Consider the following 18979-nt stretch of genomic DNA (forward strand, 5'->3'; position numbering starts at 1 on the left):
ATGTTTTTTATTAGGTGAATTAAACGCAATCAGGTAGGATTAAGTCATAGAGAAGTTGTTTAAAGTTAGGAAGGAGCTAAAGTTATGATTGAATTGTTGGAAGAGCTTGCTAGAGTAAATTACTCAGGTGCCCCTTTTCTGGTCGCTTACGGTATAACATGGTTAATATGCGGAGTATTATGGCAAAAAATCAAATTAAACTATGCAGCTATTGCCACTCTGTTTCAGGGAATGGTTGCTTTACCAATCGCTTTACTCATTTTATATATTGTTGGTGCGTTTACCTTACGGCCGGATACGGGCATTTTAAATTCATTAAGTATTATCATTGCGATGAGTCAATTGTTAGCAATACCATTGTTGATTGCTATGTTCCAAAGAGAGCACTATACTATCATTCCTTTTATATTTAGCATCGTAGGTGCGGTTCATTTTCTAATGTATGCTTGGCTGTATCAAGAAGTTGCTTATATTATTATGCCGATTGTTCTATCAGTAATATTGGCCGTTATTTATGGTAAAAGTAAAGACAATCAATTAATAATATCCGCTAAAAGTGCTGGGCTAGCTTGTTATGCAACCGGGGGGCTCTTATTGATGAATGCATTATACTTACTATCAGGATACATCATTTAACTTGAGGAAGAGCAAGAAAGTGATGAGATGTGGATTTAAAAGAAAGTTCAAATCCATCCTCCAAGATTGAGAATATATCAAAAATTTGTTGAAAGGAGTAGGAATCACAATGGATACTGAACAATTAATCACAGAGATGAAAGGCCACCGAACAGACGATGCCCAAGCAATGTCAGCGTACTTAAGAAATCAGTTTCCTTTTTTAGGTCTTAAAAGCGTGGCACGTCGGAATATAATAAAGCCGTATTTTAAAGAAGCTAAACAAGAAGCACGAGCACTGTCTAAAGTGAATCCAGATACACCTATTATCGATTGGAATTTCGTCCAAGAATGTTGGCAACAGGAGGAACGTGAATTCCAATATGTTGCCACTGACTATTTAAATGATATGCAAACGTATTTGAAAAAAGACGATATCAATCATTTGAAAAAACTTATTACAACAAAGTCCTGGTGGGATTCTGTGGATGCTTTAGTGAAAAGAGTGGGCTATCTTCAAACACAGTATCCAGAGTTAAAAGAAACAATCATTGAATGGAGTGTATCAGATGATTTATGGTTGCGACGCGTAGCGATTATTCATCAATTAAGTATGAAGGAAGCAACCGATACTCAATTACTGACTCGAACGATTATGAATAATTTAGGAAGCAACGAATTCTTTATTAATAAAGCCATTGGTTGGGCATTACGTGATTATGCGCGAATAAATGAAGAATGGGTCAAGAATTTTCTTAGGCAGTATCAGACCGAACTAGCTCCTTTATCAATTCGAGAAGCATCAAAACATATAAATATGTAGACAACAAAAGACGTAGATTTTCATCTACGTCTTTTGTTGATTAAAAAATATTCTTCTTCTCGAACGCATTATCTTGAGGATTGTAACCTAAATTGACTCTTGCTTCTTCATTAGATAGGCGAGTAAATGTGTTATTAGAGACTCCATTAATAATTAAGAAGGGTTCTTTTAATTCTGCTTCGATACAGCCATCTATGAGACGATTCATATCTTCTTTAGATAAGTACATCGCCATGCCGTACTCATCAACTTCTTCATCTAATTCTTCGTCGCTCGCTTTATAATCAGCAATCCGGACCGCAATGGATTCAATGCCATTTGAATAAGCATGGTAAGCAGCTAAACCTTCTAAGTATGCTTTAGATACGCCATATAAGTTAGCAGGACGGATTGGATCCGTGGTCTTGACTTCAACCCCGTTTGGATAACCATCAACGATATGGATAGAACTAGCGACAATGATGCGCTTCAAGTCTTTCGCTTTAGTCGCTTCATTATATAAGTTATGTGGGATTTTGTAGTTTAAATCTAATAAACTGTCATAAAAATCAGCCTCTTGATCAGCTTCACCAGCCAATTGAATGACATATTCGATGCCATCTAGTAAGCCGTTCCAATTTTCAGGTTCAAGTAAATCGCGTTTAACAATGGTTGCTTTATTTTGAATATCATCAGGAAGGTCAGAAAAATCACGTCCGACTAAAGTAAGCGCGTGTTTAGTAATAAGGTGCTTTGCTAATTCGACACCAATGGTACCTGTTGCTCCAGTTATGAGTATCTTTGCCATAGTATTGTCTCCTTTTATTATATTGTTACTTAAGATTACGTTTATAGTGCAAAAAATACAATTAAAAACACTTGCGAAGAAAAGAATATTGTACAATTTGTTTATAAAAAAGTAATGAAAGATTCGAATCCATTTGCAAAATGACTTCCATGGTGTAAAATCAAGAGTAATACAAAATGATATCGCTTTCCTATTACATGTATATAATAGAGTATTGAATAGAATTGAGGAGTGATGAGATGAATCTAGTAATACCCAAAGAAATCCGAAAATATATTGATAACCAGAATTTTCAAATTGATTTGATAGGTAAATCGAAGGCAAAGAAAATGATTTTAGATGATTGCGTTCTTAAGATAGAATCATCTTCTGATGAAGTTAAAAACGAAGTGCTAATGCTTAATTGGTGGAATAATTATCATCTACCAGTACCTGAAATTTTAGAAAATATTCAAGTCGAAGGAATAAACTACTTATTAATGGAGAAATTAAAAGGAGATCCGTCTTATGAAGTCATTGTCAGACGATCGACTGAGGATTTAATTGAGTTGTTAGCTGATAGTCTTAAGTTACTTTGGAATGTGGATATAACACATTGCCCCAGTTCACAATTGTTAGAAGACAAGTTAGCAGCAGCAAAAGAGCGTGTAGAAAAGAACTTGGTTGATGTGAATGATGCTGAGGAAGGAACGTTTGGTGAAGATGGATTCAATAGCCCAGAGGCATTATGGGATTGGTTGGATAATAATCGTCCTGAAGAAGAGAAATTAGTATTGTCTCATGGAGATTTTAGTTTACCTAATCTAATTGCTAGTGGTTCCTACTTAACAGGCTTTATTGACCTTGGGCAAAGTGGTGTATCAGATATCTACCAAGATATTGCTTTATGTTACCGAAGCTTATTGGATAATCTTCGTGGTAAATTCGGTGTACTAAGAACCTATACTGAATACGAAGTTGAAAATTACGGGAAGTTGTTCTTCCAAAAAATAGGGATAGAGCCTGATTGGGATAAGATTAAGTATTATATCTTGTTGGATGAGTTGTTTTAATTAAGTTTGATAATGATGAAAATTAGTATCGGCCTAGTTTTCATCATTATACAATAAGAGTTAAAAAAGGGGCTAGTTCATCAGTACTGGCCCCTTTTTAAGTTATTTCTTAATCTTGAAGTGATCAAAATAACCTTCCTGCCATAGAATGAGTAATCCACCTAAAATCATAATGGTAAATGACGTTTGATAAAGCACAAAACTAATTGCCAAAGTAATTAAGAACCATTTTATATCTTTCTTGAAGGGATAAAAGCCCAAGTATTTAACGGTGACATTTGTTAAATAATTCAAAGTGATGTAGCGAACTGTGATGACAACAAACGGGAATAAAATTGCTTGAAAAAAATTGTGTGGCGCAATAAGAAAAAAGATAAGAGCGACAATACTATTGTAAAGCCAGAATTTTCGAGGCGTTTTTGCAATAAATTTATTAATCTTTTCCATCTGAATCACTCCTTATAATACCATTTTAGTCAATTCAAACGTGTACGACATTGGTCTAAAGTATGAAGAATGGATAAACAGGAAAAATAATACTGCATCATCTGCCATACTAAAACTAGCGAAAATTTAAAACTACTTTGGAATGTATTCATTGGGAAAAAATTAGAGTCGGATTAGGATGAGTTGGTTTTAGTAGACGAATGACTAAGCTGGTTTGAGGGGATTATAATGAGTAAAATAAGAGACTTGATAAATAAGGATATTGCTCAGAATCCGCATTTTAAAAGAAGAGTATAGAAAAGAAAGTATCAGATTAGATATCGCCGTTAAAGTTATGCAACTAAGAGAGTCACAGCATATGACACAAAAAGAATTTGCTGAAAAGACGGGGAAGATCCAATCGGTTATTGCATGAATTGAAAATGGAAACTTAAATGTCACGATTCAAACTCTCGATGAATTAGCAAAAAAGAGTGGTAAAGAGTTAGTAATTGGCTTTAAATAAAGAAAAGAAGGAAAATGAGTCATCAGTTTTCCTTCTTTTTGTCTTGGTGCTATATAAATTGCAACAAAGCTTTTTCAACCAAGTCTTTTTTATTATTGCTAATGGGAATAGACTTATCATCGGTCATTATAAGACGGGATCCTTCTCTTCTTATAATCTTATTAACATTGATAGTAAAAGATCGATGGCAAGAGACAAAGTGAGGATAATCAACAAGTCTGTTGTTTAGTGTAGTCATTTTTTCGTAAAATGAATCAGTGTGGTTTGTACTTACTAACTTAATTTTCCGATTCATGCTCTCAAAATAGAGGATGTCATCTAAGCGAATTGATTTCTTTATTCCATGTTGAGAGTACTGGAAATATACATGTTCAGAGTTCAGAAGGTTATAAACTCTTGTGAGCGTGTTGTAAAGAGCATCAAAATTAATCGGCTTAGAAATAAACCCAGAAGGACGAACTTCAAACAAATCACGTTCATAACCATTTGTACCTGTTACAAAAATAATTTCAGTTGTATAATCATTTAAAGCATTACGAATATACTTTGCTACTGATAAGCCGTCCATAGGAATCATTTCAATATCTAATAAGATAATCCGTTTTTTTGGTTGAGCATATTGCAAGTATTCGATTAGGCTTTCGCCTGTCAAAAAACTTTTAACTGTAACATTTAAGTTTTTAATAATAATTTGATCCAGTATATATTTACTTAAGCACTCTGTAATAAATTCCTGATCATCACAAATTAATATTTCGACCATAAACACCCTCCTAATTTTCAAATCTATTCAACAACAGGTTCGAATAAAAGTATTTTAATTGAAAACGAATCATGTGTGTAGTGAATATCATGCATTCCATCATATTTATTAACAATTTTTTGAACACTCGATAAGCCAAATCCATGTATATTATTATTTCTTTTCCGTGACAAAATTCGCTCGCCCTGCTTATCGACCTCACCATCAAAAGAATTGGAGATCCTTAATTTAAGCTGATTTGATTCAAATAGTAGTTTGATATCAATGAATCGATTTTCTTGGATAGTCAAGCAGCCTTCTATTGCATTATCAAGTAAATTACCTAACAGCACAGCTAAATCAATGCTATCAATTTTAATTTTCTTCGGTATCCATATTTCAGTTGTTAAATTGATACTTTCAGTAGATGCAGGTTGAAGTTTAGTGTTAATAATACTGTCTATGGCAATATGCCCTGTCTTGCTTATTGGTTCTTTAAGTGGTTCTGGAACGATATCGAAAATAATATCTTGTAATTCTCTGTTAGGGTATTGATCAACAAACCCATACAGAGGCGTTAATCGGTTAGCCAAATCATGACGAAATTCACGCCATTCTTCATCATGAGACTTTATCATCTTTAATTGATTAGCGTAATCTAATTGTTCTTGTTTGAAATTTTGTTGTTCGCTTAATAAATTAAAACTTCTTGAAAGAGCATCATATAATTCAAATAAAATGACATTAATTAATATAAAAAATAGAGCTAAGGTAATGAATTGAAATTCGGAAATAGAGGAATCTTTAATAAAGATAAGGAAAACAATAGTTGTTAATAATGGAATGACTAATTGGCTAAAAGAAAGTAAACGATTATTATAAATTGAAATAAAATTATATTTTCTTCGAATTAAGTATTTTACTAATACGTATTCTATTAAGTAGCTTAAGACTAGAGATGTGATATTTTGAAAATTATACTGTTTTATTAAAGTAGGTGTTGGATTATTAAAAAGTGAAACAACTAATATTTCGATGCTTAATAAACAAGACACCAAAATAAAAACAGATAATATTTTTTTTGATAAAACACCCTTAAACAAACTCAAAATTAAGCTAAAACTAGCTAGATTAGTTATAAGAGTGATATACGGTATTTGAATAAATAAGAAAGAAAAAGTAATAGCTAAATATGAAATCAACCAAATTAATAACTTATTGCTTATTGTCGCACTACTTTTACCGAACCATACAGTAAAGTATAACCATAATATGTAAAGATAAAAGGGATTAACAATTGCATAAAAAATATTAAAAAAATCCAAGTAGCACCACCTAATTAGTTTATGAATTCAACTCTCATTAGAATAAAATTAAGTATAACATTTAAAATTCAAAAAATGATATTAAATATGATAAGACACAATAAAACTTTTCTATTACAATTTATAGGGTTTTCATTACAACTTTACTGATTATTGATAAAAGTATTATATAGTGAAATAGAGGGAAGAATGATAGTTGGTTAATTTCAAAAAAAAATTCGGTAAGTTATTGTATAACTCACTAATAGGATTAGTGAGTTGGAATGTAGTGAGTCAAAGAAGTTTGATGTTTATTTATCAATTCAAAGCGAGTCAGGATATAAGAGACTATGTTAAAAAGAAAAATTATCAACAAGACAATATTAATGATTGAGAATGCTTATAGGTTATCAGATATTGAAAAAGAATGTATTGATTTTGGAATGAATGTAGTAATACATCAAATTATATGCTTCATAATAGCTGGGTTAATTGCTATTGTGTTTGGCGTATTAATAGAATTAATGTTTGTTATTACCTTTTTCATTCCTCTAAGAATTTATGGTGGTGGATATCATGCAAGCAGACCAAGTTATTGTTTGTTTTATTCAGGAGTGATGTTTACATTAATGTCGATTTGTCTAAAGTTTTTCGAATTGGATTACTCAACCCTTCATTGGATTTTTATTATATCTTTCTTAGTAGTGTTTGGAATTGTACATCAATGGATAAAAATATTTGTTAAGAATCTCGTTTTTATCGAGAATACTAATCAAATTAAAATCATTCTATTAGTTATGTTAATTATTTATGTAATTGCTTTTTTTATAGGTAAGAAACATATCATGCAATATATAACATTAGCACTGAATGCCAATGTAATATTACTAGTTATGGGAATTAGAAATCAAATTCTGAATTTATTTAAGGAAAAGCGGACTGCTAGATTTTAAAGTTAAGTTAATATATAAAATTAAATTTAGTGATCAGAATTATTCTTCCATAAGTGAATTATCTCAAACGTATTTAATTAGGAATCATGGGAGTCAAACAGTTATATCAAATAAAAATTTAATAACCTCTTTGATGGAATTTAAGTTTATTGAAACTTCTTTCAAAAGCGTAAGAGCGAATTGACTGTTTAGAAGTAACGTTTATATTACGTTGGATTTTGTGCTATGATAATAGTTTATTTTTTGAATTGTTGAGAAAATATAATTAAATATCCCCTAAATAAATAACTGTTTAGATTTCTATAACTAATTTTAGCTAAAATAAAGTAAAAAAACGAGAGGACAAAATATATGTATAATAAGCAAAATTTTATAAAAGGAACTTTTTTTCTTTCGCTCTTGATCTTTTTATTAGGTACATTGATTACATCGCAGAAAGTACATGCACATGATATTGCTCATGATTTTGAGCATTTAGAGTCTACAAGTGAATTTATAGAAGCGAGAAGTACAACACAAGATTACTTTGGAGATAACTTTACGATATTATATGACGATGGTTCTGATATTACACCATTTGCGATTGGAGCTTGTCCGTATGGTAATGGAATTTGTGATGCAATAAAAAGAGGAGCTGCTAAGGTATACAATAGTACAGTAAAAACAATTGAAAAAGATTTTATTGAAGCAACGTATAACATTACATATAAAGAAGCTAAAGAATTTGCTCAAATTCTAGAATTAGAAGCGATTGCTATGAATGAAAGCCAACAAGATTCTGAAGGTGAGAACTCACCAACTTCATATTCTTATGATAGTGAACAACTAATTAAATTAATGAATGAAAAGTACATTGAATTAGTCGAAAGTAACTATTTAGAAAAAATGTTAATAAATGGAGACCTAACTGAGATGTATTACTTATCTTTAGAAAGCGAAAAAGATTATTTGGTTGAAAATCTAGAGTTAGTAAAAGAAGAAGAAAATAAAGATACTATTAAACAGAATTGGATATTTACTCTCATAGAAAAAAAGCCAGACAATGATTTAAAGTATAATGATTGGAAAGTAAAAGCAACAATATACAAATCAAAATCGATAAATAAAATTACATATTTTAATTTACAAGATAAATCATATTATGATTAATAGCACTACACTAAAACGATGTGTAAGTATGTTGTTTTTTATTAACTAATATTATAGCCACATAATATAAAAAATATAAGACGAGAAGAAAGATTTTATTATGAAAAACAAATCAAAATTAATTTTTCTATTTATATTATCTTTAACAGGCATATTTATGCCTGGAGAAGAAGTATTAGCTCAAGATAGAACGCCATTTACGGTTAATGTTACTGCGGGAGGTTATAGAGATAGTGGTGGATATAGAAAAAAATACGATTATGCTTCAGCAGCAGTTACACCAAACTCTGGTATTTATGGTGGAATATACGTAACTTTTAGAGTGAGATTCGCAACAGGCGGAGGGATAGCGACTGATTATAGGGACTATTCTGGGCACTATCGTCAATATCTTCCGTACTATAGTGGCTTAGCAATAGCCGGTGAAGATTATTACTTAGCAGCATCAATGGACGCAGGTCAATCTAGAAATAGTGCGACAGTTAAAGGATATTGGGCACCTTAATAAAGAATTATGAAATCTTATTTGCTACATAGCGATTTTTTCTGAGAAATTAGACTGCTATGTAGTTTTTTCATATCATAAGATAAGGAGAAAAATTATGAATAAATTGATGAAGTTATTTACTAGTTTGTTAGGATTGATGATTATGGTGAATATTCACTTAAGCACTGTCACTGCACAAGGTGAGTATTCAGTTAGTGATGAACTTATACATGATGAATATCCTGAAGAAAGTTTTAAATATGAAATAATACAACAAGATGTGAATGACTTTTTAGAAGGAGTGGCGGAATATCATAATCTGGAAGTTGCAGATTTTGAACATAGTTCAATACCAGAACTAACAATGGAACGGTATTCTTTCGAGAATGAGTCTTATATATTGAGCGTTGCTCAAGTGGAGAACAGCATTGCTTATGGATATACCAGAAGTGAAGGTTTTGTGTATTATGATGTTCAAAATGTAGTTAAAGAGAATGGACTTGAAGTGTCGACGGAGGATGATTTATCTTTTGCGACTAGAGAGGAAATTACGCAAGAAATTGATACTTTAATACATAGTTTAGGTATTGAATTAGACTATTCAATTGAGTTACAAAGTATTACAGCGAATGAGATGAGTGTATTATTAAAAGAATACTTTAACGTTGAAGGTGGCGATGAGGAGATTAGTCAGACTGCGACTGATTTATACATGGCTTCAGTTAAATTTTTTATAGAAGATATCCCTATTAATGATTTTGCAATGGGAGATTATGAAGCAGGTATTGTTGCTGAAGATACTGTGTTTCAATTAACTTTTTCTGAAAATGGTCTAGAAAATTCAGATCTTAGGGGTTATAACAAAGTTGGTGAAAGATTAAGTCAAATTAATTTGAATGCTGAAGAAATAATTTCATTAATTGAAAATAAATATGAGAATATAATTATTCTTAACGATACTAAATTATCATCCTTGGAACTAGTGTATCTGCATTTGTTAGGCTCTAAAACGAGTGAAGAATCAGACATATATATCCCTGTGTGGTTAGGAGTTATTGAACAGGAAGTAGATGGAGTGACTTATCCTACATATATATTTACTGATGCTGAAACTAAAAAGGAGTTAACATTACATTGATTAAGTATATTACTTCTGAACTAAGGAACAATATTCTAACTTCATATTTTTTGTTGATAATATTAGGTTATATTTTATTTTTGATTATACCGTTCTATCAAGAGTTACTTTTTGAGCGTACACATGAAGTAAATATAGCCTATATATGGACCGTTAGTACTAATCATACGTCGATATCATTGGCATTATCGACGATTGTAAATCTATTTGTCGCTGACTTTATTGCACGAGACATAAGACAAGGCGTTTTACAATATACCTTACCCAGGATGGGGAAAAGTAAGTACTTTTTGAGTAAAATATTTATATGTATTTCTTGTTCATTCTTAATTGTTGGACTAAGCAATGCGATAGTAATATATCTTTTATCTTTGAACTTTCCTTTGATTACAAATCCTATTGAAAGTAATTCTAACATTCTATATGGACTATCCAATGGTTTCTTAATAAGAGAACACTCGGCTATATGGTTTTATGGATGGTTAATATTTAAACAATCAGCTGAGATGAACTGCATGTCTTTAATCAGTTTAGTTGTTAGTTTTTTTAGCCAGAACAAACTTGTTCTATTTACTGTCCCCTTAACATCAAATGTTGTGATTATCTTTTTAGATAAAGTAAAAATATTGCCATTTCTATTAGATCCTCGCAAAGTTTTTTCAATGTATAATTCTCTAGGTTTGTACTTTGGAGAAGGGGATATTGAAAATAATATTGGGATATCAACAATCTATCCTATTTTATATCTAATAACAGTAGTAGTTATTATTTTTCTACTCATTATCTTTTTATATAAAAAGAAGTTTGAAGGAGGATATCGATGAGGCAAATCTTTCAAATGATCTGGATTCATCTCGTTACAAATTATACTCAAAAAAGAGTTCTATTTGCTATAATACTGCAATGGTTATATATGTATTCAATTTTAAATCCAATTCTTGCTTTTGCTGATGAATTTAATTTAGATTTACACATATCTCTTTATCCTTTTTTACACACAGATCCAATTTTTATAATTGTCATAACACTATCTTTTTTGCTTATACTATCGAATATTCCTATGAATAATGAGATGCAGTCCTATCTGATTCACAGAACTTCTACGAGTAAATGGATTACATCACAAATATTGTATATAATCTTTAGTATTTTTATATATATAATAAATATTATGCTTAGTTATATTATTATTTCGCTTTCATATATTACTTTTCATTCTAATGACTGGGGAAAGTTGATAGGATCACTTAATTATTATCCAGATATTATTAATCAATACGAAATTGCTATAAATATTCCTTCGACATTAGTGGTTAATTACACACCCCTGCAACTTTTTATAATGACTGTAATAATGATGATTTTAATATTCTTCTTTTCAGGATTAATGTTGATGCTATTCAATATAATTAGACCAGGACTTGGACTGGTATTATACTCTGTATTCATATTCTTATGTCTGGCAATCAGACACTTTAATAAATTTTATGGCTTTTATATTTCTGTCTTTTCTTGGATTTCTTTGTCAAATATTTCGACATCTCAACTTGACGGATACCCTACACTGAGCTTTGCCATAACAATTTTAGTTGTAGGAATAATAATAATGATTACTGCAATTTATTATATTGCTTATAACGACAAATTAAGGAGAAAACTAATTTTATGGAACAACTAATAGTTAAGAATGTGAGTCAAAAATTTAAAGATAAAGAGTTATTTTCAGATGTTAATTTAGAACTTTCCTCCGGACATATATATGGGTTAGTTGGGGATAATGGTAGCGGAAAAACAATTTTAATGAAATCGATTCTAGGTCTTATACCATTAAATACCGGTGAAATATGGATGGATTCCGATAGAATTGGAAAAGACATTGAATTCTCTTTAAACACTGGTTTTTTAATCGAGATACCTTCTTTTATTCTAGATTATAATCAATATCAGAACTTAAAATTACTCTCAGATATAAATGGGAAGATTGAAAAACAAGGTATTCTTAATGCGATAGAATCTGTTGGCTTAGATCCAAATAATAAAGAGAAAGTTAGAAACTTTTCTTTAGGAATGAAGCAGAGGCTAGGTGTGGCACAAGCAATTATGGAAAATCCAGAATTACTGATTTTAGATGAGCCAATGAATAGTCTTGATAAAAGCGGCGTTATTTTAATTAGGGAACTTATTATGAGTTTAAAGCAAGAAGGTAGAATAATTTTAATAACATCACATAATTCAGAAGATATTGATTACTTATGTGATTATGTCTTTGAAATAAAAGAGGGAAGTATTCAACAATCATTTTAATCTACAATTATATTACGAGGATAAAGGATTCCATTTTGTATTGTATATAATCATTTAATAAAGATAATAAAAGAAGCCAGTACTGATGTGAGCATATCAGTACTGGCTTCTTATTAATACGCTTGATATTTAACAATTTCATCAAACAATGGAATTAAATACTGCTCTCGAATACGATAATCAGGTAATATTCCTGGAGAGGCTATGACGTTATAATTTTTAGAAGTATCAATGATACCTTCTAAATCCAAGTGATCCGCTAATTCTTCTCCTGATAAATAATAACGACTTAATGGGAAAGGACCTTGAGTATCAGCGATTAAATCATCTAAGGTTTGAGCTGTATAATTTAAAAAATGAAAGTCAGCTGGAAAATTTTCCGTAATATATTCAGCCACTTTTGCTAAATCCACTGGTGTCTCTATCCAATCTTCATAATCAGAGCGGGTATCAAAAGACATCTCCTGAGTATTCAGTTGAATGATTTTATTATCTACAATTGTCACTGAGTTTTCATCAGCAAAGCTAAATACTTGATAGCCAGCCACTTTTCCTTGTGTACCAGGTTGAATCAATGCAATATTACTTGGGTGGATACCAACATTTATAAAATGTTGATGGCCACAAATCAAACTATTGATATCTGGAAATTGTTCCATAAGCTGATACGCTTCATCTTCTCGAGAAGGATAAGTCCAAAGGTCTCCGGTCGACGGATGATTCGTTAATCCGCCATGATAAGCAACAATAATAAGATCAGACTCTTGTTTAACTTGGGTGATTAAACTATTCAATTTGTTGATCGGTGGTTTAACCACCACATCTAATACTGACGAGTTTGTAGCTAATTGACTGCATGCACCAGTAAGAAGTCCTATGACAGCAATCTTTACACCGTTAATCGTCTTGGTTGTATAGGGTTTAAATATTAACTGACCTTGATTATCATATAAATTAGCGCATACATATTCAGCATCAAGTTTACTCACTTGCTTAAGCAGCCATTCTAAACCAAAATCTAAATCATGATTACCTGGAATCATAATATCATAACCTATCTCATTAGCTAATTCTACTAAAGGAGTATATTGACTTTGGCTGTAGCCATAAGTAGCTAAAGGACTACCAATAAGAAAGTCTCCATTATCGATGAGTAAGTTTGCTTTTAAATCTTCCCTAACTTGTTTAAGATTTGCTAAGCCTTCATCAACATATCCATGTACATCCGTTGTTGCGAGTATTGATACATTCTTCATTACTCCACCACTTTCTAACGTAATTTCTTTCGAATAGCTGTACTGAATAAGTCAATCAATACGACAACCATTATAATTCCAATTAATATAATACTAACACGTGCCCAATTACGTTGTTGTAGGGCGAATATAATTGGGGCTCCGATACCTCCGGCACCAACTAATCCAAGTGTCGTAGCACTCCGAACATTGATTTCAAAGTGGTTGAGAATATGAGAAGCTGCGATTGGTACGACTTGTGGCAGTCTTGCATATTGAAAGGACTGCATATTCGTCGAACCAGCAGCTACAACCGCTTCAACAGGAGTTTCGTCTACTCGGTCTAATTCTTCACTCACTAATTTACCAAGCATACCAATTAATTGAACACCTAAAGCCAACGCTCCAGCAAATGGACCTGGTCCAACTACTCTTACGAATAGGATAGCATAGATTAAAGCTGGAATTGAGCGGAGTAAATTCAATAATCCTCGACTCAACGTTGGAATTATTTGGAATCGCCCCCAAATAGACTTGGCACTCAGTAAGATAAATGGTAGAGATAGAACCGATCCTAAAATGGTTCCATAAAAAGCAATCACAACGGTTTCAAACATTAGATGGATTAAATCTTCGCTTGAGCCATCATATACATAGCTTATATCTGGTTGCAGTAAACTAATAAAGATATTCCAAACATGATTAAACTGTAAGTTAACAATATTTGAGTAGTCTAAACGTATGAATGAGTAAACGACCAGGAGAACAAGGATAATCAGTAGACTATAATTAATCAGTTTCTTTTTAGTCATTAGATAACCTCCCGTCGAATATATTCACTAATCCAATTTGTTGCTGACACTAAAACTAGAATAATAATGATGATTAAACTCACTCGACCAAACTGCATAAAGCTTAACGCAGTATTTAACATCACACCAATACCTCCAGCACCAACGTAACCCAAGACAACAGAAGCGCGTATATTCACTTCAAAGGCATACAAGGCGTATGCATAGACACTTTGTGATACTTGGGGCCAAATAGAGTTCACGGCGATTTGGAAACGCGTTGCACCAATAGATTCATCTGCTTCAATCGGTCCATCATCAATGGTTTCAATATTTGCAAAAATCAATTGTGACACCATCCCAAATGTAAACACCGCAATCGTTAAGACCCCAGTTAATTCACCTATACCAATAATCGCAACAAATAAAGCGGCTAAAAGTAAGTTGGGTACCGTCCGGATGAGACTAAAGAATGAACGGAAGATATAAGTAATAATATAGTTTCGTGTGACAATATAAGTGCCTAAAAAGGCTGCAGGAATAGCAAAGACAACGCCTAAGAATGTCCCTGAAACTGACATTAATATAGTCTCAATCATCGGTTCAACCAACTGATTAATGTAACTCCACTCAGGTTGTAAGAACCCCTGAAGAAAAATCGTTGCTTGTCGGTGATTCTCCATCACTTCAGTCCAATCAGCATCAATGACTGTTCCAGCACCTAAAAAGAGAATAATAATCAAGAATGTTAAGCCCATGTGTTTGAACAAATTATCATGAATGGTTTGTTTTAATTTCATGTTCGACCTCCATTCTATATGTTTGTTTCTTCTTGAATTTCTTGTTGAACGTCGCTTTCAATACGTGCCTCTATTGCTTCTTGACGAGCTTCTTTTTCAGTTTCAAAGATAGCTTTACCATAGATTTCACTAAGTTTAGCATCGGTAGCTTCTGAAGCAGGTCCATCAAAGACAATCTCGCCGTCTCGCATCCCAATAATACGTGAAGCATATTTACGAGCTAAGGGCACTGAGTGGATATTAATAATGATTGTGCGATTTGCTTCTTCGTTTAAGCGCTTGAAGTCATTCATGACTGTTTCAGACGTAACAGGATCTAAGGCAGATACAGGTTCATCTGCTAGAATTAGTTCAGCTTCTTGGACAATTGTTCTAGCGATGGATACACGTTGTTGTTGCCCTCCACTTAAGGAATCGCTACGAACTTTTAGTTTATCAGCTAACCCGACTTTTTCTAAAGCTTTCTCAGTTCGATCATAATCTTCTTTAGAGAAGAGACCAAGTAGAGTTTGCCAGTTATTGTAGTAGCCTAAACGACCTGAAATAACATTTTTTTGGACTGTGTTTTTTCTTACGAGGTTAAATTGTTGGAAAATCATGCCAATATTACGACGCATATGACGTAATTCTTTGGCATTAGCTTGTGTGATCGATTCCCCATTAATAGAGATGTCACCTTGAGTAATGTTGTTTAACCGGTTTAAACTCCGTAGTAAAGTGCTTTTACCTGCTCCGCTTAAACCAATAATACAAACAAATTCTCCGTTATCAATCGTCAGATTAATATCGTTTAAACCTACGACGCCATTGTCGAATACTTTTGATACATTTTTGAATTCTATCATTGAATACCTCCGTTATAGTAAGTCATTAAAAAAATAGCCACCTTTCAACGATAACATCACGCGTGAAAGGTAGCCATCATAAATGTAAGGTTAAAAATTATTGAGCAGCAATCTCAGTGTATTCTGAGATTTGGTCATATACTGACTCATCTACTTCTGTATAGCCTTCGTGACTCCATAATGACATAATTTCAAGTCCTTCTTCTGAATCTGCCATTGTTAAGAATGCTTCTTTGATTGCTTCGCGTAATTCTTCATCCATATCTGGTTGAACAGCGATAGCGTCATTAGGAATTTCACCGTCAGTTAAATAAAGAACTTTTAATTCTTCCATTAAGTCGTTATCTGGGAAAGCACCACCGAATACAACACGCGCACCTTCGAATACGAATGCTGCATCTTGTTGACCGTTTAATACGGCTGTAATTTCACTTGGAATGTCATTAACTGTTGTTAAAGTCACATCACTTGTTACATCAATACCAGCTTCAATCATCTCTGCTACAGGATAGATATAACCTGATGCTGAATTAGGGCTTAATGTTGCGATCTTTTTACCAACTAAGTCAGTTAATTCTTCCATGTCACTATCAGCACGAACTAAAATTTCACCTTGGAATGAGCCAGTCGTCTCACCTTCAACTGGTAAACCTGTTTCATCATCGAAGGCCCCTAATACAGATGTTAAGATTGCTTCAGCCGAGCCTAAGTCACGCGCTTGAACATAAGCAGCAGGTGGCATAATACCTAAGTCTACTTGACCCGATGCCATCGCTTGAACAATCGTCGTATAATCAGTTGCTAAGGTAACATTCACTTCACGACCTAATTGCTCTGATAAGAAATCAGCAAGAGGTTGTGCACGAGCTTCCATTGAACCATCGTTATTTGTCGGAACAAATTGTACTTCTAAAGCTTCTTCTTGAGCAACAGCAGCTTGGTTAGGTTGGACGGCACCAACTAAGCCACCTAATACTAAACTACTTAACAAAAGCGTTTTGATTTTCTTAAACATTGTATGAATCTCTCCCATTCTATTAATCTATATTGATTATACGTTATAATTGTAAAGATTGTGTAAATTATATATATTATTTTGGTAAAGAGAGCAAAATTGTTCGCAATTTTACTATCAAAGATATAAAAGTTTCAAGCTTTCCAAAAAAATGGTAACACTTACAAAATATTTATTATAATTTATTCAATTAAAGGGAGATACATCATATGGAAGATAAAAATTTAGTTCTGAATACATATGTATTCGAAGAACTCATGAAACAAGGGCAATTTCAGATTGAATGGTTAGAAAAAATCAAAGACTTGGGGATTCAAACAGTTGAGATTCGTCGTGAGTATTTACGTGATAGAAAAGAATTAGCCGAATTAAAAGAAAAAGCCGAAGAATTGAATATGACTTTATTCTTTGCTGTACCTGATGTTTTATTCCCGGGCGTATTAATGAGTAAAGAAACTTTGCGTCAGTACTTTGAAGAATATAGCGAATTAAGTGCTAAACAATTCAAAATCATTGCAGGTTATGATGAAGATATAAATGATGTGGATATTGAAATACTTAAATCTCTAATGACAGAATACGGTATCTTACACCTTACATTAGAGAACGATCAAGAAGACTACTCAACACCAGAGAAGATAAAAAGGATTCTTAGTAAACTTAAAGACGCAGGTATTGACGCTGGAATGACTTTTGATACAGGAAACTTCTTAGCAACAGGCCAGTCCCCATTAGAAAGTGCGAAAGCATTAAAAGATGATGTCACGTTCATTCATATGAAAAACATTAAAGCCGATACTAAAGAAATGACTCTGATTGATGAAAGGGATATCAGTATGCTCGAAATATTAGCTGTATTTTCAGAAGAAGTCAATCGGGCAATTGAATACCCATGTGGCGGTAATCCATTTGAGACGGTAAAAGGCGAAATCGAGAAATTAAAAAAGAAATAGTCAGAATTAAATAGTACTTTAAAACTGCAATTAATGGAATAATTGCAGTTTTTTTGATAGAAAAACCAAATAAACATGAAAAAATTAAAATAAAACATTCGATGACTCGGATGAAAAAGAGTAAATTTTTTATTAAATATTTTCACACATGTCTATGGAAATACTTAATTTAAAAAGGATACGATTGTGAAAGAATGTCAAAAAAATTAATAATATAAAATAAGTTTCCTTATAAGAAAATGTGAGTCTTAAAAACTAAATATAAAGAGCTATTTATTTCATTTATCAGTTGAAAGTGCTCTTGTTTCCTATTATAAGCTCTTTAAAGGTTTCGGATTGCATTATTCACTTTCTAAAAAAGAAAGTTAAAAGTGAGCTATCCAAAACAAATGGTTAGAAAAAATAGTTTATTAAAAGGAGACATGGAAATGGAACAAGTTAACTTAGGTATTATTGGATACGGACAACAAGGTGGATTCTATGGAAGTTTAGTCACTGAAGGTAAAGTTGACAAAATGGCAGTAGTAGCGGTTACAGATATTGATGAGGCTAAAGACGAGAAAATCAAAGCAGACTTTCCAAACACTAAAATTTATCGTAACTATAAAGAGATGGTTAATAGTGGATACGGTGACGCAGTATTGAAAGAGATACCACATTACTAACACCCTGAAATGGCGATTTATGCTTTGGAAAATGGTTTACACGTATTAAACGAAAAGTCAGCAGGTGTATATACAGAACAGGTTAAAAAATTAAACGAAGTTGCAGAGTCTAAAAAAGATGAATTTTCTTATGCAATTATGTTCAATTAACGTAATAACCCGCTTTATCAAAAAATAAAAGCGATTGTAGAGAACGGTGAAATCGGAAATATTCGTCGGACGAATTGGATCATTACAATATAGTGGAGACCACAAGCATATTACGATTTGAGAAAGCAAGCGGACGTTGTCTTAGTAGATGAAGCTCATCTTCTATTATCAAACAGGGATGCCTTCAATAACTTTAATTATCAAAATCACCTTGAATAA

The 18979-nt window shown here is 32.3% G+C and carries 23 protein-coding genes; 14 read left to right on the forward strand and 9 right to left on the reverse strand.

Going from position 1 to position 18979, the window contains the following annotated elements; translation table 11 throughout:
- Nucleotides 1-84: 84 nt before the first annotated feature.
- On the forward strand, nucleotides 85-636 hold the full coding sequence (locus FEZ33_RS02385; RefSeq protein ID WP_138403796.1) for a DUF7010 family protein: 552 nt from the start codon (nucleotides 85-87) through the stop codon (nucleotides 634-636).
- Between the two features lie 109 nt (nucleotides 637-745).
- Nucleotides 746-1438 carry a DNA alkylation repair protein gene (locus FEZ33_RS02390; protein ID WP_138403797.1) on the forward strand — a complete coding sequence of 231 codons (693 nt, stop codon included), beginning with the start codon at nucleotides 746-748 and terminating at the stop codon, nucleotides 1436-1438.
- A 40-nt stretch (nucleotides 1439-1478) separates the two neighbouring features.
- Here the strand turns inward: FEZ33_RS02390 and FEZ33_RS02395 are convergent, their stop codons facing one another.
- Entirely contained in the window at nucleotides 1479-2225 is a 747-nt protein-coding gene (locus tag FEZ33_RS02395) for an NAD-dependent epimerase/dehydratase family protein (protein ID WP_138403798.1), read from the reverse strand.
- Between the two features lie 239 nt (nucleotides 2226-2464).
- On the opposite strand from FEZ33_RS02395, the gene FEZ33_RS02400 reads away from it, so the two are divergent.
- Nucleotides 2465-3277 (forward strand): APH(3') family aminoglycoside O-phosphotransferase, encoded by an 813-nt coding sequence (locus FEZ33_RS02400; protein ID WP_138403799.1) that lies wholly within the window; start codon nucleotides 2465-2467, stop codon nucleotides 3275-3277.
- 102 nt (nucleotides 3278-3379) lie between these two features.
- Here FEZ33_RS02400 and FEZ33_RS02405 read toward each other — a convergent pair whose 3' ends face one another.
- The 3 genes from FEZ33_RS02405 to FEZ33_RS02420 form a co-directional block, all read right to left on the reverse strand.
- Nucleotides 3380-3724, reverse strand: a complete 345-nt coding sequence (locus FEZ33_RS02405; protein ID WP_138403800.1) for a hypothetical protein — start codon at nucleotides 3722-3724, stop codon at nucleotides 3380-3382.
- Between the two features lie 554 nt (nucleotides 3725-4278).
- Nucleotides 4279-4992, reverse strand: a complete 714-nt coding sequence (locus tag FEZ33_RS02415) for a LytR/AlgR family response regulator transcription factor (protein WP_138403801.1) — start codon at nucleotides 4990-4992, stop codon at nucleotides 4279-4281.
- A 23-nt stretch (nucleotides 4993-5015) separates the two neighbouring features.
- On the reverse strand, nucleotides 5016-6296 hold the full coding sequence (locus FEZ33_RS02420; protein WP_138403802.1) for a sensor histidine kinase: 1281 nt from the start codon (nucleotides 6294-6296) through the stop codon (nucleotides 5016-5018).
- 329 nt (nucleotides 6297-6625) lie between these two features.
- Between FEZ33_RS02420 and FEZ33_RS02425 the strand changes: the two genes are divergently transcribed.
- From FEZ33_RS02425 to FEZ33_RS02450, 7 genes are all read left to right on the forward strand, one after another.
- A complete protein-coding gene (locus FEZ33_RS02425; RefSeq protein WP_138403803.1) occupies nucleotides 6626-7228 on the forward strand; it encodes an accessory gene regulator B family protein in 603 nt (200 codons plus the stop codon).
- Nucleotides 7229-7579: 351 nt separating this feature from the next.
- The gene (locus tag FEZ33_RS02430) at nucleotides 7580-8377 is read left to right on the forward strand and encodes a hypothetical protein (protein WP_138403804.1); all 798 of its coding nucleotides are present in this window, start codon (nucleotides 7580-7582) and stop codon (nucleotides 8375-8377) included.
- 100 nt (nucleotides 8378-8477) lie between these two features.
- On the forward strand, nucleotides 8478-8882 hold the full coding sequence (locus tag FEZ33_RS02435) for a hypothetical protein (RefSeq protein ID WP_138403805.1): 405 nt from the start codon (nucleotides 8478-8480) through the stop codon (nucleotides 8880-8882).
- A 97-nt stretch (nucleotides 8883-8979) separates the two neighbouring features.
- Nucleotides 8980-10002 (forward strand): hypothetical protein, encoded by a 1023-nt coding sequence (locus FEZ33_RS02440; RefSeq protein WP_138403806.1) that lies wholly within the window; start codon nucleotides 8980-8982, stop codon nucleotides 10000-10002.
- A gap of 179 nt (nucleotides 10003-10181) precedes the next feature.
- The gene (locus tag FEZ33_RS02445; RefSeq protein WP_138403807.1) at nucleotides 10182-10826 is read left to right on the forward strand and encodes a hypothetical protein; all 645 of its coding nucleotides are present in this window, start codon (nucleotides 10182-10184) and stop codon (nucleotides 10824-10826) included.
- Nucleotides 10823-11680 (forward strand): hypothetical protein, encoded by an 858-nt coding sequence (locus tag FEZ33_RS12555; RefSeq protein ID WP_212746654.1) that lies wholly within the window; start codon nucleotides 10823-10825, stop codon nucleotides 11678-11680. Before FEZ33_RS02445 ends, FEZ33_RS12555 begins: the two co-directional genes overlap by 4 nt.
- Nucleotides 11668-12306, forward strand: coding sequence for an ATP-binding cassette domain-containing protein (locus tag FEZ33_RS02450; RefSeq protein WP_138403808.1), 639 nt, complete (start codon nucleotides 11668-11670; stop codon nucleotides 12304-12306). The genes FEZ33_RS12555 and FEZ33_RS02450 overlap by 13 nt, the downstream gene beginning before the upstream one ends.
- A gap of 113 nt (nucleotides 12307-12419) precedes the next feature.
- Here FEZ33_RS02450 and FEZ33_RS02455 read toward each other — a convergent pair whose 3' ends face one another.
- The 5 genes from FEZ33_RS02455 to FEZ33_RS02475 all read right to left on the reverse strand — a co-directional run bounded on the left by FEZ33_RS02455 (nucleotide 12420) and on the right by FEZ33_RS02475 (nucleotide 16992).
- Nucleotides 12420-13562, reverse strand: a complete 1143-nt coding sequence (locus FEZ33_RS02455; protein ID WP_138403809.1) for a metallophosphoesterase — start codon at nucleotides 13560-13562, stop codon at nucleotides 12420-12422.
- Between the two features lie 14 nt (nucleotides 13563-13576).
- Nucleotides 13577-14353, reverse strand: a complete 777-nt coding sequence (phnE, locus tag FEZ33_RS02460; protein ID WP_138403810.1) for a phosphonate ABC transporter, permease protein PhnE — start codon at nucleotides 14351-14353, stop codon at nucleotides 13577-13579.
- Entirely contained in the window at nucleotides 14353-15132 is a 780-nt protein-coding gene (gene phnE, locus FEZ33_RS02465) for a phosphonate ABC transporter, permease protein PhnE (RefSeq protein WP_138403811.1), read from the reverse strand. Before phnE (FEZ33_RS02465) ends, phnE (FEZ33_RS02460) begins: the two co-directional genes overlap by 1 nt.
- A 14-nt stretch (nucleotides 15133-15146) precedes the next feature.
- On the reverse strand, nucleotides 15147-15977 hold the full coding sequence (gene phnC, locus FEZ33_RS02470) for a phosphonate ABC transporter ATP-binding protein (RefSeq protein ID WP_138403812.1): 831 nt from the start codon (nucleotides 15975-15977) through the stop codon (nucleotides 15147-15149).
- 97 nt (nucleotides 15978-16074) lie between these two features.
- Complete coding sequence (locus FEZ33_RS02475) at nucleotides 16075-16992, reverse strand: phosphate/phosphite/phosphonate ABC transporter substrate-binding protein (protein ID WP_138403813.1); 918 nt, start codon at nucleotides 16990-16992, stop codon at nucleotides 16075-16077.
- Nucleotides 16993-17201: 209 nt separating this feature from the next.
- Here FEZ33_RS02475 and FEZ33_RS02480 point away from each other — a divergent pair, with 209 nt between their 5' ends.
- From FEZ33_RS02480 to FEZ33_RS12685, 4 genes are all read left to right on the forward strand, one after another.
- Nucleotides 17202-17945: a sugar phosphate isomerase/epimerase family protein gene (locus FEZ33_RS02480; RefSeq protein WP_138403814.1), complete on the forward strand. Its 744-nt coding sequence runs from the start codon at nucleotides 17202-17204 to the stop codon at nucleotides 17943-17945.
- 371 nt (nucleotides 17946-18316) lie between these two features.
- Entirely contained in the window at nucleotides 18317-18610 is a 294-nt protein-coding gene (locus tag FEZ33_RS02485) for a hypothetical protein (protein WP_212746655.1), read from the forward strand.
- Nucleotides 18611-18619: 9 nt separating this feature from the next.
- Entirely contained in the window at nucleotides 18620-18760 is a 141-nt protein-coding gene (locus FEZ33_RS12390; RefSeq protein WP_171031253.1) for a hypothetical protein, read from the forward strand.
- A gap of 117 nt (nucleotides 18761-18877) precedes the next feature.
- Nucleotides 18878-18979: a DNA/RNA helicase domain-containing protein gene (locus tag FEZ33_RS12685; RefSeq protein WP_138403816.1), complete on the forward strand. Its 102-nt coding sequence runs from the start codon at nucleotides 18878-18880 to the stop codon at nucleotides 18977-18979.

The organism is Ruoffia tabacinasalis (assembly GCF_005864045.1).
Taxonomy (GTDB): domain Bacteria; phylum Bacillota; class Bacilli; order Lactobacillales; family Aerococcaceae; genus Ruoffia; species Ruoffia tabacinasalis.

Coding starts and splice junctions, on each gene's coding strand:
- FEZ33_RS02385 (WP_138403796.1), top strand. CDS start 85: ATGATTGAATTGTTGGAAGAGCTTGCTAGAGTAAATTACTCAGGTGCC.
- FEZ33_RS02395 (WP_138403798.1), bottom strand. CDS start 2,225: ATGGCAAAGATACTCATAACTGGAGCAACAGGTACCATTGGTGTCGAA.
- FEZ33_RS02390 (WP_138403797.1), top strand. CDS start 746: ATGGATACTGAACAATTAATCACAGAGATGAAAGGCCACCGAACAGAC.
- phnE (WP_138403810.1), bottom strand. CDS start 14,353: ATGACTAAAAAGAAACTGATTAATTATAGTCTACTGATTATCCTTGTT.
- FEZ33_RS02425 (WP_138403803.1), top strand. CDS start 6,626: ATGTTAAAAAGAAAAATTATCAACAAGACAATATTAATGATTGAGAAT.
- FEZ33_RS02475 (WP_138403813.1), bottom strand. CDS start 16,992: ATGTTTAAGAAAATCAAAACGCTTTTGTTAAGTAGTTTAGTATTAGGT.
- FEZ33_RS02480 (WP_138403814.1), top strand. CDS start 17,202: ATGGAAGATAAAAATTTAGTTCTGAATACATATGTATTCGAAGAACTC.
- FEZ33_RS02430 (WP_138403804.1), top strand. CDS start 7,580: ATGTATAATAAGCAAAATTTTATAAAAGGAACTTTTTTTCTTTCGCTC.
- FEZ33_RS12555 (WP_212746654.1), top strand. CDS start 10,823: ATGAGGCAAATCTTTCAAATGATCTGGATTCATCTCGTTACAAATTAT.
- FEZ33_RS02400 (WP_138403799.1), top strand. CDS start 2,465: ATGAATCTAGTAATACCCAAAGAAATCCGAAAATATATTGATAACCAG.
- FEZ33_RS02440 (WP_138403806.1), top strand. CDS start 8,980: ATGAATAAATTGATGAAGTTATTTACTAGTTTGTTAGGATTGATGATT.
- FEZ33_RS02435 (WP_138403805.1), top strand. CDS start 8,478: ATGAAAAACAAATCAAAATTAATTTTTCTATTTATATTATCTTTAACA.
- phnE (WP_138403811.1), bottom strand. CDS start 15,132: ATGAAATTAAAACAAACCATTCATGATAATTTGTTCAAACACATGGGC.
- FEZ33_RS02455 (WP_138403809.1), bottom strand. CDS start 13,562: ATGAAGAATGTATCAATACTCGCAACAACGGATGTACATGGATATGTT.
- FEZ33_RS12390 (WP_171031253.1), top strand. CDS start 18,620: ATGGCGATTTATGCTTTGGAAAATGGTTTACACGTATTAAACGAAAAG.
- FEZ33_RS02415 (WP_138403801.1), bottom strand. CDS start 4,992: ATGGTCGAAATATTAATTTGTGATGATCAGGAATTTATTACAGAGTGC.
- FEZ33_RS02405 (WP_138403800.1), bottom strand. CDS start 3,724: ATGGAAAAGATTAATAAATTTATTGCAAAAACGCCTCGAAAATTCTGG.
- FEZ33_RS02450 (WP_138403808.1), top strand. CDS start 11,668: ATGGAACAACTAATAGTTAAGAATGTGAGTCAAAAATTTAAAGATAAA.
- phnC (WP_138403812.1), bottom strand. CDS start 15,977: ATGATAGAATTCAAAAATGTATCAAAAGTATTCGACAATGGCGTCGTA.